13 protein-coding genes are annotated in these 15530 nt (G+C 61.8%); 11 read left to right on the forward strand and 2 right to left on the reverse strand.

Annotation, left to right across the window (positions count from 1 at the left end):
- From phnL to ACIPSK_RS17960, 10 genes are all read left to right on the forward strand, one after another.
- Positions 1–708: a phosphonate C-P lyase system protein PhnL gene (gene phnL / locus ACIPSK_RS17915; protein ID WP_162115561.1), complete on the forward strand. Its 708-nt coding sequence runs from the start codon at positions 1–3 to the stop codon at positions 706–708.
- The gene (locus tag ACIPSK_RS17920) at positions 705–1322 is read left to right on the forward strand and encodes a DapH/DapD/GlmU-related protein (protein ID WP_162115562.1); all 618 of its coding nucleotides are present in this window, start codon (positions 705–707) and stop codon (positions 1320–1322) included. The genes phnL and ACIPSK_RS17920 overlap by 4 nt, the downstream gene beginning before the upstream one ends.
- Positions 1323–1439: 117 nt before the next feature.
- Entirely contained in the window at positions 1440–2285 is an 846-nt protein-coding gene (gene phnC, locus ACIPSK_RS17925; RefSeq protein WP_032985221.1) for a phosphonate ABC transporter ATP-binding protein, read from the forward strand.
- An 84-nt stretch (positions 2286–2369) separates the two neighbouring features.
- Positions 2370–3275 (forward strand): phosphonate ABC transporter substrate-binding protein, encoded by a 906-nt coding sequence (gene phnD / locus ACIPSK_RS17930; RefSeq protein WP_162115563.1) that lies wholly within the window; start codon positions 2370–2372, stop codon positions 3273–3275.
- A gap of 169 nt (positions 3276–3444) precedes the next feature.
- Complete coding sequence (phnE, locus tag ACIPSK_RS17935) at positions 3445–4404, forward strand: phosphonate ABC transporter, permease protein PhnE (protein WP_017966496.1); 960 nt, start codon at positions 3445–3447, stop codon at positions 4402–4404.
- Between the two features lie 7 nt (positions 4405–4411).
- Entirely contained in the window at positions 4412–5755 is a 1344-nt protein-coding gene (phnE, locus tag ACIPSK_RS17940; RefSeq protein WP_162115564.1) for a phosphonate ABC transporter, permease protein PhnE, read from the forward strand.
- Between the two features lie 140 nt (positions 5756–5895).
- Positions 5896–6591 carry a DUF1045 domain-containing protein gene (locus ACIPSK_RS17945; protein ID WP_162115565.1) on the forward strand — a complete coding sequence of 232 codons (696 nt, stop codon included), beginning with the start codon at positions 5896–5898 and terminating at the stop codon, positions 6589–6591.
- Between the two features lie 13 nt (positions 6592–6604).
- Positions 6605–7744: an alpha-D-ribose 1-methylphosphonate 5-triphosphate diphosphatase gene (locus tag ACIPSK_RS17950; protein ID WP_162115566.1), complete on the forward strand. Its 1140-nt coding sequence runs from the start codon at positions 6605–6607 to the stop codon at positions 7742–7744.
- Positions 7741–8337 carry a phosphonate metabolism protein/1,5-bisphosphokinase (PRPP-forming) PhnN gene (gene phnN, locus ACIPSK_RS17955; RefSeq protein WP_017966492.1) on the forward strand — a complete coding sequence of 199 codons (597 nt, stop codon included), beginning with the start codon at positions 7741–7743 and terminating at the stop codon, positions 8335–8337. Before ACIPSK_RS17950 ends, phnN begins: the two co-directional genes overlap by 4 nt.
- Before the next feature lie 19 nt (positions 8338–8356).
- Positions 8357–8899, forward strand: coding sequence for a GrpB family protein (locus ACIPSK_RS17960; protein WP_162115567.1), 543 nt, complete (start codon positions 8357–8359; stop codon positions 8897–8899).
- On the opposite strand, the gene ACIPSK_RS17965 is transcribed toward ACIPSK_RS17960, so the two are convergent.
- Entirely contained in the window at positions 8896–11238 is a 2343-nt protein-coding gene (locus tag ACIPSK_RS17965) for a DNA translocase FtsK (RefSeq protein ID WP_162115568.1), read from the reverse strand. The two genes, ACIPSK_RS17960 and ACIPSK_RS17965, sit on opposite strands and share 4 nt — an antisense overlap.
- A gap of 275 nt (positions 11239–11513) precedes the next feature.
- A complete protein-coding gene (gene polA / locus ACIPSK_RS17970) occupies positions 11514–14513 on the reverse strand; it encodes a DNA polymerase I (protein WP_162115569.1) in 3000 nt (999 codons plus the stop codon).
- Positions 14514–15056: 543 nt separating this feature from the next.
- Here polA and ACIPSK_RS17975 point away from each other — a divergent pair.
- Positions 15057–15473, forward strand: coding sequence for a MarR family winged helix-turn-helix transcriptional regulator (locus ACIPSK_RS17975; RefSeq protein WP_003544385.1), 417 nt, complete (start codon positions 15057–15059; stop codon positions 15471–15473).
- The last annotated feature ends 57 nt before the right edge of the window (positions 15474–15530 follow it).

A 15530-nucleotide genomic window follows, 5' to 3' on the forward strand; every position in this document is an offset into this window, starting at 1 on the left:
ATGGCAACGCCCCTCGTCGTTTCCGAAGTCTCGAAGAGCTTCACCATGCATCTGCGCGACGGCATCAAGCTGCCCGTCGTCTCTGATGTCGCCTTCTCGGTCGCATCAGGCGAATGCGTCGTGCTCGGTGGCCCATCGGGCATCGGAAAGAGCTCGCTGCTCAAGATGATCTACGGCAATTATGCCGTCGACACCGGCCAGATCCTCATTTGCCACGACGGACGCATCGTCGATCTCGCCTCCACCGATCCGCGCACCGTGCTCAACGTCCGCCGCAATACGCTCGGCTATGTCAGCCAGTTCCTGCGCACCGTGCCGCGCGTCGCGGCGATCGACGTGGTTGCCGAACCGCTGGTGGCACGCGGCGAGGACGCCGCCACGGCGCGGGAAAAGGCGGGCGCCCTGCTTGCCAGGCTCAATCTGCCGGAAACGCTCTGGCAGCTTCCGCCCGCCACCTTCTCCGGCGGCGAGCAGCAACGCGTCAACATCGCGCGCGGCTTCATCATCGAGCATACGATCCTGCTTCTCGACGAACCCACAGCCTCGCTCGATGCCAGGAACCGTGCCGTCGTCGTCGGCATGATCGCGGAAAAGAAGAAGGCGGGGGTGGCCCTTCTCGGCATCTTCCACGACGAGGAAGTGCGCGAAGCCGTCGCCGACCGCATTCTCGACGTCCAGCAGTTCTCACCCGGAAAGATCGCTGCATGAGCCGCAAGCTTGATATCGAGCCCTACTTTCATGAAACGGCATCCGTCAGCGATTCCACCTTCGGGCGCTATACCGAGGTCTCGGAACGCTGCCGCATCAGCGAGGCCACGTTCGGCGACTATTCCTACATCATGCAGGATGGCTCCGTCTGGTGTGCGACGATCGGCAAGTTCGTCAATATCGCCGCCGCCGTGCGCATCAATGCCACCAACCATCCGACCTGGCGCGCGACACTGCATCATTTCACCTATCGCGCCGCCGACTACTGGCCGGACGGCGACATGGAGACGGACTTCTTCGCCTGGCGGCGCGCAAACCGCGTGACCATCGGCAACGACGTCTGGATCGGCCACGGCGCGACGATCCTGCCCGGCGTCAACGTCGGCAACGGCGCGGTGATCGGAGCCGGCGCCGTCGTGTCGAAGGACGTCGCGCCCTATACGATCGTCGGCGGCGTGCCGGCCAAGCTCATCCGCGAGCGCTTTCCAAGAGAGGTCGGCGAACGGATGGACAGGCTTTCCTGGTGGGACTGGGAGCATGACCGGCTGCGCCAGGCGCTGCAGGATTTTCGCAACCTAGACGCGGAAGATTTCCTGTGCCGCTACGGCGGCTAAACCCCCGATATAGGGGCGAAGAATTGTGACAGGACTTACACAAATATGACATGTGAGGTTCATCAAGCGGGACTAATGCGATGCTGACCAAGGCCTGGATCGCAAGGGAAGAGCATGATGTTCGAGCTGAAGAATGTCACACGTCGTTTCGGAAAAAAGCTCGCCGTCGATTCCGTCACGCTCGCTATTCCCCAGGGGCAGATGGTCGGCATCATCGGCCGCTCCGGCGCCGGCAAGTCGACGCTGCTGCGCATGATCAACCGCCTGCAGGAGCCGAGCTCCGGCTCCGTTCATTTCGCCGGCGTCGAGGTCTCCGGGCTTCGCGGCCAGGCGCTACGCAACTGGCAGCGCGACTGCGCGATGATCTTCCAGCAGTTCAATCTGGTGCCACGCCTCGACGTTCTCACCAATGTCATGCTTGGCCGCCTCAATCACCGCTCGACGCTTATGAGCCTGCTCAACATCTTCACCCGCGAGGAACGCGTGCATGCCATCGCGGCACTCGAACGCCTCGGCATCGAGCAGACGGCGCTGCAGGCAGCCGGCACGCTTTCCGGCGGCCAGCAGCAGCGCGTGGCGATCGCCCGCGCGCTGATGCAGAACCCGAAGATGGTGCTCGCCGATGAGCCGATCGCCTCGCTCGATCCGTTGAACGCCAAGATCGTCATGGATGCGCTGCGCGATATCAACGAGCGCGAGGGCATCACCGTCATCACCAACCTTCATACGCTCGACACCGCCCGCAACTATTGTGAGCGCATCGTCGGCATGGCCGGCGGCCGCGTCGTCTTCGAGGGCAAGCCCTCGGAGCTGACCGCCGCAGCGGTGAAGGAAATCTACGGGACGGACAAGGACGGCGCCGGCATCGACGAAACGGTGACCTCGACATCGATCAATACAGCCCCCGAGCGGGCAGACAATCAATCCGCCGGCACCCAACCGCTGGCGCTGGCCGGCCTCTGAGAGGCAGCCGCGATCGAGCGCCCGCGTCAAGGGCACACTTCTTTGTAACGGGAAGACCGGGGACACCGGTCAATAGGAGAGAACATGTTGAAGAAAGCACTCTTTGCGGCAACGGCGCTCTTCGCGCTCGCCGGCGCTGCCCATGCTGCAGACCTCAAGGAATTCCGCATCGGCATCCTCGGCGGCGAAAACGAAACCGACCGCCTGCGCAACTATGCCTGCCTTGCCGACCACCTGAAGCAGGAATTCGGCTTCGAGAAGGTTTCGCTCTTCCCGGCCGCCGACTATGACGGCGTTATCCAGGGTCTGCTCGGCGGCACGCTCGACTTCGCCGAACTCGGCGCTTCCGGCTACGCCGCCGTCTACATCAAGGATCCGAAGGCTGTCACGCCGATCCTGACGACGCAGCAGAAGGACGGCTCGACGGGTTACCACTCGATCGGCCTCGCTCTGAAATCATCGGGCATCAAGACCATCCAGGACGCCAAGGGCAAGAAGCTCGGCTACGCCGATCCGGATTCCACCTCCGGCTACCTCGTTCCGCTGACGCAGATCCCGAAGGACACGGGCATGCCGAACGATAAGTTCTTCGCTTCGACCCAGTTCAACGGCGGCCATGAGAACAACCTTCTCGCCGCCTATGACGGTAAGGTCGACGTCGCCGTCGACGATAGCTCGGGCATCGGCGATTTCAAGGACGGCTACACCTCCGGCACCTTCCGCAAGGAAGTCGACAAGGGCGCCGTCGATCCGAACAAGCTGGTCGAAGTATGGCGTTCGCCGCTGATTCCGAACGGCCCGCTCGTCGTTCGCAACGCTCTCGGCGAAGAATGGCAGACGAAGCTTGCAGGCTTCTTCACGGCTCTGCCGGAAAAGGATCACAAGTGCTTCGCGGCTATCGAAGGCGGCGATTACAAGGGCTACTCGCCCGTCAAGCACGACTTCTACAACACTGTCGTTGAAGTCCGCAAAGCTGCCATCGGCGGCTGATCGGCCTCTTGAATGCGGGGCGGCCGGAAACGGCCGCCCTTTATCTTTGACTACAGCGCCGCGCGTCTTAGACGCGCAAAGGACGCCGTAGCATTTTGAATTGCTGCAAAATTCTATCCTCAAATCGATTCCGATTTGAGGATAGAATTATGAAGTAGGCGAGGCGTTGATGACTATTGCCGATACACAGCCGCACATGCAGAGCACGCAGGAGATCGGCACCGCCTGGAGCCGGATGGTCGCCAAGCGCCGCTTCTACACCATCCTCGGCCTGGTTATCCTCATTGCGGCTTTCATCAGTTCGGTCCGCTTCGCCGACGAGAGCAATGCCGGCCATTTCTTCGACCGCCTGCCGCATCTCTTCGACTTCCTGAGCTGGCTCATCCCCAAGGATTGGGACGATGTCTGGCGCGCGCTGTTCGACATAGCGAGCGTCAACGACAAGGGCGGCGAGGAATTCAATTTCGACAAAGGCCGCGTCTATGTCTGGGGCGCCTTCTACATTCCCGAATATTTCGAGCTGATGATCGTCACCATCAACGTGGCGCTGATCTCGACGATCATCGCCTTCGTCATTGCCGTTCCCTTGAGCTTCTTTGCCGCGCGCAACCTGACGAATTCTTGGCCGTTGCGCATCTTCACCAAGCGGCTGATGGAGTTTCTGCGCGCCTTCCCTGAAATCGTCATTGCCGGGCTGTTTTCGGCGATCCTGTCGATTGGGCCGGTCGCCGCCATCATCGCCATTACCCTGCACACGATCGGCGCGCTCGGCAAACTCTTCTACGAAGTGGCCGAAAATATCGACATGAAGCCTCACGAGGGCATGAAGGCCGTCGGCGCCAACTGGTGGGAACGCGTGCGCTTTGCCGCCCTGCCGCAAGTGCTGCCGAATTTCACCTCCTATGCGCTGCTGCGCCTCGAGGTCAATGTGCGTGCCTCGACCATCATCGGCGCCGTCGGCGGCGGCGGCATCGGCGAGGAGCTGAAGCTTTCGATCTCGCGCGGCTTCGGCGCCAAGACCATGGCTCTCGTTCTGCTGCTGTTCGTGACGATCGTCGCCGTCGACCAGTTCTCCGCATGGCTGCGCCGCCGTCTTGTCGGTGAACACGCCTTCCTCCTGCAACATTGAGGCCGCCATGACGGTGATCGACGCAAACCGCATGCACGAGATAGAAACCCGCTACCCCGAATATTTCCACCGGTCGTTCCGCCAGCGTTTCGGCGGGCTGATGATCCTCATCGCAACGCTGCTCTACAGCCTCTATGCCGTCTGGTTCTTCGACCTGCCCAAGCTCTTCGCCGAGGCCCATTGGGAGCGCGTCGGCATCTATCTCAGCCAATGGGTGAGCTACGACGTTCAGCCGGAATTCCGCATTGGGGATGACGGCTCGATCGACATCCGTTATCCGCGTTTCTCGCCGCTCGGCGACAATCCGCATCCGGACTGGCTGGTCAACAACCTCGACGGCAGCATCACCGTTTCGATCAGCGGCACCAGCCGCACCGTCACCGTCTCGAAGAGCGAGACGATCGTCACCGCGCATGGCGTCAGCGTCCCGGTCGACGTTTCGAGCGGTGCGCCGAAGGTGATCGGGCCGGTGCCCGGCTGGATAACGGTCTATGACGACAACGTGCTGGCTGATCTCGGCTTTGCCGGCAATGTCAGCATCTCCGTCGATCGGGTGAAGATCCGCAAACGTTTCATCGGCTGGGCAAATTTCATCTTCGACACGCAATCATCCTTCTTCGACAAGCCGGTCGGCGAGGTCGTCAGCCTCATCGTCTCCGGCCCCCGCATCAAGCCCGACCAATCCAATCTGTCGCTCGCCTTCGACGACATCTGGAACAACAGCGAATGGCAGCACGGTGACGTCTGGACTAAGCTTTTCCAGACGATCGTCATGGCTTTCCTCGGCACGCTGCTCGGCGCGCTTACCGCCTTTCCGCTGGCCTTCCTGGCAGCCCGCAACATTACGCCGAACCGCCTGCTGAACCAGGTCCTGAAGCGCTTCTTCGATTTCCTGCGCTCGGTCGACATGCTGATCTGGGCGCTGTTCCTGACGCGCGCCTTCGGGCCCGGCCCGCTTGCCGGCAGCGGCGCGATCTTCCTCACTGAGACCGGCACGCTCGGCAAGCTCTATTCCGAAGGCCTCGAGAATATCGACAACAAGCCGCGGGAAGGCATCAAATCAACAGGCGCCCAGACCGTGCTCGTTCATCGTTACGGCATTATGCCGCAGATCGTTCCCGTCTTCGTCAGCCAGACGCTCTACCAATGGGAATCGAACGTGCGCGGCGCGACCATCATCGGCGCCGTCGGCGCCGGCGGAATCGGCCTCAAGCTGTGGGAGGCCATGCGCACCAACGCCAATTGGGAAAACGTCGCCTACATGGTCATTCTGATCCTGATCGTCGTCTTCATTTTCGACACCGCCTCGAATGCGTTGCGCCACCGGCTGATGGGCACGAAAACCCACTGATCCATCGATCAAAGGCGGTGGCGGCGCGACGCCATCATCATTCTGTCACGGAAATCTTTTAGCCGGGAGCCTGCTTGCGGTTCGCCGTCAAATCACTGCACAGTGCCCTCCCCGTTTGGACGATCTCCAGGATAAAAGCCTTGCGCTACGCTCTCTATTTCTCGCCGCCGAAGGATGATCCCCTGACCGGCGCGGCCTCGCTCTGGCTCGGTCGCAACGCTTTCACCGGCGAGACCTATCCGGCACCGGAATATGAGCAACTGAGTGCGGCAGAGCAATTCGAGCTGACCGCCGACCCGCGCCGCTACGGCTTTCACGCTACGATCAAGGCGCCCTTTTGGCTCGCCTCTTCGGTCACCGAGAAGGATCTCATGACCGTCGCCGAGGATTTTGCTAAGCGCACGCAAGCCTTCGAGATTCCTGAACTCGTCCTCGGCCAGCTCGGCCGTTTTTTTGCTCTCGTTCCCGGTTCTGTTCATCAACCTCTTCAGGATTTCGCCGCGAAGGTGGTAAGGTCGTTCGAACCGTTTCGCGCAGCGCTTTCCGAGGCCGATATGGCGCGGCGCAATCCGGAGAAGCTCAGCGACAGCCAGCGTGCCCATCTGCAGCGCTGGGGTTATCCTTACGTCATGGAGGATTTCGGCTTTCACATGACGCTGACCGGCCAGGTGCCCGAGACACGCGCCGAGGTGATGAAAGCGATTCTGACCGAGCGTTTTGCCGGTTTCACCGGCCGGCCGCTTTCGATTTCCGGCCTTGCCGTCTTCATCGAGGAGGCGCGCGGTGCCCCGTTCAAAATTCATTCCTGGCTGCCGCTTGCCGGCGCCAAAAGCTGAAAGACCTGACGCCATGAGCAAAGAGACCGTGTTTTCCAACGCCCGCATCGTTCTCGAGGACGACATCCTCTCGGGCTCGATCCTCATCCGCGACGGGGAGATCGCCGACATCTCCCGGGGTAACTCGGTAGCCGGCGAAGATTTCGAAGGCGACTACGTCATTCCCGGCCTCGTTGAGCTGCACACCGATCATCTCGAAGGCCATTATCAGCCGCGCCCCGGCATTCGCTGGAACAAGACCGCCGCTATCCAGGCGCATGACGCCCAGATCGTCACCTCAGGCATTACCACGGTGTTCGACTGCCTGCGCATGGGTGCGGACGAGGACGGCGGCTTCGAACATGGCGAGATGCGCGAGATGGCCGATGCCATCCAGTCAGCGGAGAAGGAAGGCAGGCTGCGTGCCGAGCACCTGCTTCATTTGCGCTGCGAGGTCTCGGCCGACAATGTGCTCGAACATTTCGCCGATTTCGAAAACGACCGCCACGTGCGGCTCGTCTCGCTGATGGATCACGCGCCCGGCCAGCGTCAGTTCCAGACGATGGATCAATATATTTTCTACTACCAGAAGAAGCGGGGCCTGAGCGACGAGGCCTTCGCCCATTTCGTCGCCAAGCGCCAGGCAGAATCGGCGCGCAATTCGACGCCGCACCGCAACGCCATCGCCAAGGTCTGCGCCGAGCGCGGCATTACCGTGGCAAGCCATGACGATGCGACGCTCTCGCATGTCGACGAGGCGATCGACAACGGCGTGCGCCTGGCCGAATTCCCGACCAGCTTCGATGCCGCCCGGGCGTCGCACGGACATGGCATGAGCGTACTGATGGGAGCGCCGAACATCGTGCGCGGCAAATCCCATTCCGGCAACATCGCCGCCCGCGACCTTGCCGAGATGGGCGTGCTCGACGTGCTTTCCTCCGACTACGTGCCGCTCAGCCTGCTGCATGCGCCGTTCATCCTCGCCGATGAGGTGGAGAGCATCAGCCTGCCGAAGGCGATCGCCATGGTGACGTCGACGCCCGCCCGCACCGTCAGCCTCGATGATCGCGGACGGATCGCGACGGGGCTGCGCGCCGATCTCGTCCGCGTCCATCGTTCGCACGGCGTGCCGGTGACACGCTCGGTCTGGCGCCAAGGACGCCGTGTCGCATGATGTCGCACGAACCCCACGCAGGTGCCGGAGCCGAGCGCGGCATCATGGTCGTCGTCGTCGGACCGAGCGGCGCCGGCAAGGACACGCTGATGAACCTCGCGGCCCGGCGCTTCAAGGGCCGCGACGATGTGCATTTCGTCCGCCGCGTCATCACCCGTCACCGTGACGCCGGCGGAGAAGATCATCTTTCCGTCTCCCTCCAAGGGTTTGCCGCCATGGAACAGTCAGGCTCCTTCGCCGTCTGGTGGGAAGCGCACGGGCTGAAATACGGCATTCCGGCCGAGGTTTCGGTAGCGTTGTCGAAAGGCCACGTCGTCGTCGCCAACGGCTCGCGCTCGGCGCTTCATCGCTTCCAGGCCGCCTTCCCGCGGCTGAAAGTCATCAACGTCACCGCCCGCCCCGAAGTGCTCGCCGGCCGGCTGGAGGCGCGCGGCCGCGAGACGCATGAGGATATCATGGCCCGGCTTGCCCGCGGACCGCTGACGGTGCGCGGCGAATACGACGTGACGGAGCTCGACAATAGCGGCTCGCTCGAAGAGGCCGAGCAGAAGATGATCGAGATCCTGGACGGGTTGCTGACCAAGACGCACTGAACAGATCGAGAGGAAGGGCATGCGCGCTATCAAGGTGCTCGACTACGATCCTTCCTGGCCGCGGCTCTTTGCCAAGATCAGCACCGAGGTCTCCGCCTTGCTCGGTGATCGCCTGCTTTCCATCGACCATATCGGCAGCACATCGGTGCCTGGCCTGGCGGCCAAGCCGAAGATCGACCTTGATGCGGTGATGATATCCGACGCCTTCCTGCCGGCGGCGATCGACATGGTGCGCGCGGCCGATTTCATCTTCCACGGTGATACTGGAGAGCAACGATGGGCTTTCACCCGCGATCATCAAGCTTATGGCTTGAAGCTCTATCTTTGCGGACCCGATAATCGCGCGCATCGGGACCGCATTCTGTTTCGCGATTATCTCCGGGATCACCCCGAGAGAGCCAAGGCTTATGCCGAGCTGAAACGCCGGCTGGCTGCGGAGGCAGGCGGCGATTGGGATTTTTACACCGGCGGAAAGACCGAGTTTGTCAGCGAGACGGTTCGGCTGGGCTGCCTTGAGGACATGAAATGGAGTGCCCCTGCACTCCATGCCACTATCGATTAATCGCTGTCGCCCCGTCCCGAGACGATCTCGCGCTTGCCGACGTGATTGGCCGGACCGACCAGACCTTCTTTTTCCATGCGTTCCACCAATGAAGCAGCGCGGTTATAGCCGATGCCAAGGCGGCGCTGGATGTAGGAGGTCGAGCATTTCTTGTCGCGCATGACGACCTTGACCGCCTGCTCGTAGAGTTCGTTGCCATCCTCCGAGGCCATGGCGCTCTTGTCGAAGACGGCGCCGGCTTCTTCCTCCTCCGTCTCGTCCTCCTCGTCGGCGGTGACGGTATCGAGATATTCGGGGCGACCCTGGGTCTTTAGATGGGCAACGACCTTTTCGACCTCGACATCCGAGACGAAGGGGCCGTGAACGCGGGAAATCCGCCCGCCGCCCTGCATGTGCAGCATGTCTCCCTGACCGAGCAGCTGTTCAGCACCCTGTTCACCGAGAATGGTGCGGCTGTCGATCTTCGAGGTCACCTGGAAGGAAATGCGGGTCGGGAAGTTCGCCTTGATCGTGCCGGTGATGACGTCGACCGACGGACGCTGTGTCGCCATGATCAGATGGATGCCGGCAGCGCGCGCCATCTGGGCGAGGCGTTGGATCGCGCCTTCGATGTCCTTGCCGGCGACCATCATCAGGTCGGCCATCTCATCGACGATGACGACGATATAGGGCATCGGCGTCAGGTCCAGCGCCTGGCTTTCCTCGATCGGAGTGCCGGTGCCCTTGTCGAAGCCGACCTGGACCATGACATGGATGGTCTCGCCCTTTTCACGGGCCTGGGCGACGCGGTCGTTGTAACCGTCGATGTTGCGGACACCGAGGCGCGACATCTTGCGATAGCGCTCTTCCATTTCGCGCACGGCCCATTTCAGCGCCATGACCGCCTTCTTCGGATCGGTGACGACGGGCGTCAGCAGATGCGGGATGCCGTCATAGACGGAGAGTTCGAGCATCTTCGGGTCGACCATGATCAGGCGGCACTGTTCCGGCGTCATGCGGTAGAGCAGAGACAGGATCATCGTATTGATGGCGACCGACTTGCCGGAACCGGTGGTGCCGGCGACGAGCAGATGTGGCATCTTCGCGAGCTCGGCGATGACAGGCTCGCCGCCGATGGTCTTGCCGAGGCCGAGCGCCAGCTTGTAGCCGCTCTTCTCGAAATCCTGGCTTTCGATCATCTCGCGGAAATAGACGGTCTCACGTGTCACATTCGGCAATTCGATGCCAATGACGTTACGGCCGGGGACGACGGCGACACGGGCCGAGAGCGCCGACATCGAGCGGGCGATATCGTCGGCAAGACCGATGACGCGCGACGATTTCACGCCCGGCGCCGGCTCGAATTCATAGAGGGTGACGACAGGACCGGGACGGACATGGATGATCTCGCCCTTGATGCCGAAATCCTCCAGCACGCTTTCCAGAAGCCCGGCATTCTGCTCCAGCGTCTCCTGCGACATGATCTCGCCGAGACGTTCCGGCGGTTCCTGCAGAAGGGCGCGGGGCGGGAATTCATAGCCGGATGCGTCGATCCTTTCGGGCCTCGCAGCCAGGCGCGGCGACGGCAGAACCGCGGCGACGGGCGGCGTGCGCTGCGGCGCCGGCGCGGCCTGAGGTGCTGACGCAATTTGAGGGGCTGGCGCGACCCGAGGGGTTGGCGCCGCCTGAGGTGCCAGCACGACCGGTGCCTCGACAGCGATACGTCTCGGCCTTTCCAAGGGTGGGGCGGCCGGAGGGCGCACAGCCACCTTTGCGGAGACCGCGGCGGGCTGCGGGACCGGGCGCGAGACGACGGGAGCAGGGGCCGGCCGGCCGGGGCGCCATTCCATGATCCGGAACAGCGACGTGATCGACTCGGGCGAGGTCTCGGTCTTCGGGAACGAGATCAAGGAAGCCGCGCGCACCGGCGCCTCTTCGAAGGCCATGACTTCCCAGAAGGCGAAATCGGAAATGGAGGAAAGCTCGGCGCTGGCGCGGAAGGCGGGCGCGCCGGGCTCGTCAGGCAAAGGTGACTGCTGCAGTTCGACCCTATGCGGTGCTGCGGAAATGTCGTCCGGCTCTGGCAGATAAATATCGAATGGCACGTCGACGGCAACCGGCTCTATCCGTATCGCCTGCTGTCCAATCTGCGAATCATCGCGAACGGGCTCATTCGGCGCGCGTCGTCTGCTGATCAGCGTTTCCGGCGTGCGGGTGAAACGGACATTCGGCGCGAGGGAAAAGTTGCTCTGCCAGATGGGTGCCGCCGGCTTCTCCCCTGGGTTTTCCGCCGGAAGGTCCGTTTCAATCTCGCTGGAAAAATCTCCGGCATCCGTCAAATTGGTTCTGGGAAAACGCATGCGTCCGCTACTCACTCATGCTTTGCAAATTACGACCCTACCGGGATAGAAAAGGAAGGTTAATAAGTTCCTTCCTGCCGTATCGTTCCGACACGAACCCTTGGGATAAATCGCTGCACTTTCAATGAGTTCTGGCAGTGAGAAAAATCTTTGCCGATTTTGGGGAGGCGCTCTGAAGTGCGTTGCAATCTTTCAGATCGCTGCTGGGGCTTTCGGCTTTATTTCCACGCATGTCGTTGTCGCAAAACCGCCGCACTGTTTTGTGCGACATGCTTTTAATGCGCCTCGTCCCAATTGGTGGCGGCGCGGGCATCGACCCTCAGTGGCACACGCATTTCGAGCGCCGGCATGGTGGCGTTTTCCATGACCGAGACGATGACCGGCATCGCCTTTTCGACATCCCCGTCCTCGACCTCGAAGATGAGTTCGTCATGCACCTGCAGCAGCATTCTGACGCGATCGGCGAGGCCGACTTCAACAAGCGCCGGCTCTATCTTGATCATCGCCCGGCGGATGACGTCGGCAGCCGAACCCTGGATCGGCGCATTGATCGCCGCACGTTCGTTGAAGGCGCGCACGGATGGATTGGACGAGCGGATTTCGGGATAGTTGATGCGGCGGCCGAAGATCGTTTCGACATAACCCTTGTCGCGCGCCATGGCCTTTCGGCTTTCCATATAGTCGCGGATGCCGGGGAAACGCTCGAAATACTTCTTGATATAGTCGCCGGCTTCCGAACGCTCGATCGAAAGCTGATTGGCAAGCCCGAAGGCCGAGATGCCGTAGATGATGCCGAAATTGATCGCCTTGGCGCGGCGGCGCACCTCGCCCGGCATGCCTTCCACCGGCACGCCGAACATTTCCGAGGCCGTCATGGCGTGGATGTCGACGCCATCTTCGAAGGCCTTGGTGAGCTGCGGGATCTCGGCCACATGGGCAAGCACGCGCAGTTCGATCTGGCTGTAGTCGGCAGAGATCAGCTTGTGGCCAGGCGTCGAGATGAAGGCGGTGCGGATCTTGCGGCCTTCTGCGGTGCGCACCGGAATATTCTGCAGGTTCGGCTCCGACGAGGACAGGCGCCCCGTGGTCGTCGATGCCAGCGAGTAGGAGGTGTGGACCCGCTTTGTCTCAGGGTGAACGTAACCCGGAAGCGCATCGGTATATGTGGATTTCAGCTTGGTGACCTGGCGCCAGTCGACGATCTTGCGTGGCAATTCGAAACCGGCGGCGGCCAGATCCTCGAGCACCTGGGCGGAGGTGGACCATTGGCCTGTCTTCGTCTTGTTGCCGCCGGCAAGGCCCATCTTGCCGAACAGGATATCGCCCAGCTGCTTCGGCGAGCCGATATTAAACCGCTCGCCCGCCAACTGGTAGATCTCGTCTTCCAGGCGCGCCGCACCCTGAGCCAGTTCGCCGGAGAGGCGCGACAGGATCTGTCGGTCGACGGTGATGCCGCGCGCTTCCATGCGCGCCAGCACCGGCAATAGCGGCCGCTCCAGCCGTTCATAGACGCTGGTCAATCCCGCCGCCGTCAGCCGCGGCTTCAGCACCAGCCAGAGGCGCAGCGTCACGTCGGCATCTTCGGCGGCATAGTGGGTGGCGCGGTCGATGTCGACGAGATCGAAGGTGACATTCGCCCTGCCGCTGCCCGCCACGTCCTTATAGGAGATCGGCGTATGGCCGAGAAATTTTTCCGAAAGCGGGTCCATCCCGTGCGCGCCGGTGCCGGCGTCGAGCACATAGGAGATCAGCATCGTATCGTCGAAGCTTCTGATCTCGATGCCGTAGCGCTTCATCAGCAAGTAGTCGTATTTCAGGTTCTGGGCGACTTTGAGAACCGATTCGTCTTCCAGCAATGCCTTCAGCCGCGCCAAACCATCGCGCATGGGGATCTGATTTTCGGCAAGGCCGCCGCCGAGCAGGTCGCCGACGCCGTTCTTGTGGACGAGCGGCACATAGGCGGCACGGATCTTCGTGCCGGTGGGATCGGCCGTGTTGTCGGCGATCGCCATCGAGAAGCCGACAAGCTCGGCCTGCATCGCATCCAGCGACGTGGTCTCGGTATCGAAAGCAACGAGGCCGGTCGCGCGCGCATCGGCGATCCAGCGGTCGAGCGTCGCCAGGTCGCGGATCGTCACATAGGCCGAATGATCGAAGGGCAGCGTCGCGAAGGCCTCGGCCCGCGCCTTGGCAAGATCGGCGGGCGAAAAGGCGCCTTCGACGGCGGCTTTCGCTTTCACCCGCGGCGGCACCGGCACGGATTCGCCCGAGACGTCGGGGATGCCGCCAGCAACGGGCTCGGGCTCTGCCGCATCGAGATCGGGGCCGCGGGCCGTCTCACCCCATTCGATGCGAACGATCGCCGGTTCGATGGCGCTCGCATCGCAATCGCAGGCTTCGGCGACACGGCGCGTCAGCGTTGTGAATTCCATCGTCTTGAGGAAGCCGATCAGCTTCGGGCCGTTCTGCGGTTCCAGCACCAGCGCGTCGAGGTCGAGATCGAGCGGCACATCGGTGCGCAGCCGCACGAGATCGCGCGAGAGCCTGGCCATGTCGAGATTGGCGAGGATCGTCTCACGGCGCTTGACCTGCTTGATCTCGGTGGCGCGTTCGAGCAGGGTGTCGAGATCGCCGTATTCCTCGAGGAGCTGGGCGGCAGTTTTCGGGCCAATGCCGGGAATGCCGGGAACATTATCGACCGAATCGCCGGTCATCGCCTGCAGGTCGATCATCTTTTCCGGCGGCACGCCCCATTTCTCGATGACATCGGGAATGCCGATCTGCTTGTCCTTCATGCTGTCATACATATGGACATTGGGGCTGACGAGCTGCATCAGATCCTTGTCGGAGGAGACGATGGTGACATCGCCGCCGGTCGCTTCGGCCTGGCGGGCATAGGTGGCGATGATGTCGTCGGCCTCGAAGCCTTCGGTCTCGATGCAGGGCAGATTGAAGGCGCGGGTCGCCTCTCTTATAAGGCCGAATTGCGGGATGAGCTCTTCCGGCGGCGCGGAGCGGTTCGCCTTGTAGGCGTTGTAGAGATCCTTGCGAAACGTCTTGGCGGAATAATCGAAGATGACGGCAAGATGGGTCGGCGTCACGCCGACATCGGTATTGCGTGCATCCTTCAGCAGCTTCCACAGCATGTTGCAGAAACCGGACACGGCGCCGATCGGCAGGCCATCGGTCTTGCGCGTCAGCGGCGGCAGTGCATGAAACGCCCGGAAGATGAATCCGGAACCATCGACTAGGAAGAGGTGATCGCCTTTTTTCATGCGTGCATGGATAGCGCGGGCATCGGACGAGGTCCATATAGAGTTCGGCATAAAGTTCGGCGCGCGAAAAGGATTATGGCGTTCGGAGCCCAACAGCGCCGCGCGTCGTTTCGGACGCGCAAAGGACGCTGAGCACTTGGCGTTGCTGCGTAATTTTATCCTTCCATCGTTTCCGATCTCAGGAATTGTGCGGCAGAGATTCCGGCTCACCAAACTGTTACCGATTTGTAACGATGGCCCTCCCTTGAAAAACCACATTCTAAGGCACAAATCCATGTCACCGGCGCTTGATTGCGCCGCGGGTCTGATTACCGGCTTGTCCCCCGCCGCGTCAGACTTGGACAAAGGCCTTATCCCCCCTCTCCGGGCCTTTGTCCCCACTTTAAAATCGCCATGGCCAACCTCCAGGCCATGGCGACTTTCGTTTTTCGAGATACTCGAAATTCTGATCGCAGCTTGCATGTTATGGAGTATCGTATGCGATTTGCTGCATTGTCTCCGGCATGGTTTTGAGCCTAACTTGCAGCCATGGGATTTAACCGCATGGATTCGGGAGCCTACCTTGCCAGCCAGCTGGCGAAGGGTTTTGCCCGCTCGCTGCACCAGCGCGCGGTCGGGCTCGGTTTTTCTCCAGGGCAGTTCCCCATTCTGCTGGAACTCTGGGCCGAGGACGGGCTGACCCAGAAACAGCTTCTCGAGCGGGTCGATATCGAGCAGGCGACCATGGCCAATACGCTTTCGCGCATGGTCCGCGACGGGCTGATCGAACGCCGGCCGCATCCATCCGACAAGCGGGCGCAACTGCTCTTCCTGACGCCGCGCGCCCGCGCCATGGAGGCTGAGGCGATCGAAACCGCGCGTGAGGCCGACCTTGCGCTGTTTAAAGGTTTCCGGGTTTTCGAGCGCGAGCTGACACTCGAATATATCCGCCGGCTTCTGGAAAACGCCAAGGCGCTCTGACCGAAAAGAGCCACCGCGCGAACAGCTAATCTGCGCTGTGCCGGCGCGCTGCGCCCC

It is taken from the genome of Rhizobium sp. LARHSG275 (assembly GCF_052871115.1).

Bases quoted from the DNA above. Each gene is read 5' to 3' on its own strand.
- ACIPSK_RS17960 (WP_162115567.1), top strand. From the start codon at position 8,357: ATGCGCGCTATCAAGGTGCTCGACTACGATCCTTCCTGGCCGCGGCTC.
- phnL (WP_162115561.1), top strand. From the start codon at position 1: ATGGCAACGCCCCTCGTCGTTTCCGAAGTCTCGAAGAGCTTCACCATG.
- ACIPSK_RS17975 (WP_003544385.1), top strand. From the start codon at position 15,057: ATGGATTCGGGAGCCTACCTTGCCAGCCAGCTGGCGAAGGGTTTTGCC.
- phnC (WP_032985221.1), top strand. From the start codon at position 1,440: ATGTTCGAGCTGAAGAATGTCACACGTCGTTTCGGAAAAAAGCTCGCC.
- phnE (WP_162115564.1), top strand. From the start codon at position 4,412: ATGACGGTGATCGACGCAAACCGCATGCACGAGATAGAAACCCGCTAC.
- ACIPSK_RS17950 (WP_162115566.1), top strand. From the start codon at position 6,605: ATGAGCAAAGAGACCGTGTTTTCCAACGCCCGCATCGTTCTCGAGGAC.
- polA (WP_162115569.1), bottom strand. From the start codon at position 14,513: ATGAAAAAAGGCGATCACCTCTTCCTAGTCGATGGTTCCGGATTCATC.
- phnE (WP_017966496.1), top strand. From the start codon at position 3,445: ATGACTATTGCCGATACACAGCCGCACATGCAGAGCACGCAGGAGATC.
- phnN (WP_017966492.1), top strand. From the start codon at position 7,741: ATGATGTCGCACGAACCCCACGCAGGTGCCGGAGCCGAGCGCGGCATC.
- ACIPSK_RS17920 (WP_162115562.1), top strand. From the start codon at position 705: ATGAGCCGCAAGCTTGATATCGAGCCCTACTTTCATGAAACGGCATCC.
- phnD (WP_162115563.1), top strand. From the start codon at position 2,370: ATGTTGAAGAAAGCACTCTTTGCGGCAACGGCGCTCTTCGCGCTCGCC.
- ACIPSK_RS17965 (WP_162115568.1), bottom strand. From the start codon at position 11,238: ATGCGTTTTCCCAGAACCAATTTGACGGATGCCGGAGATTTTTCCAGC.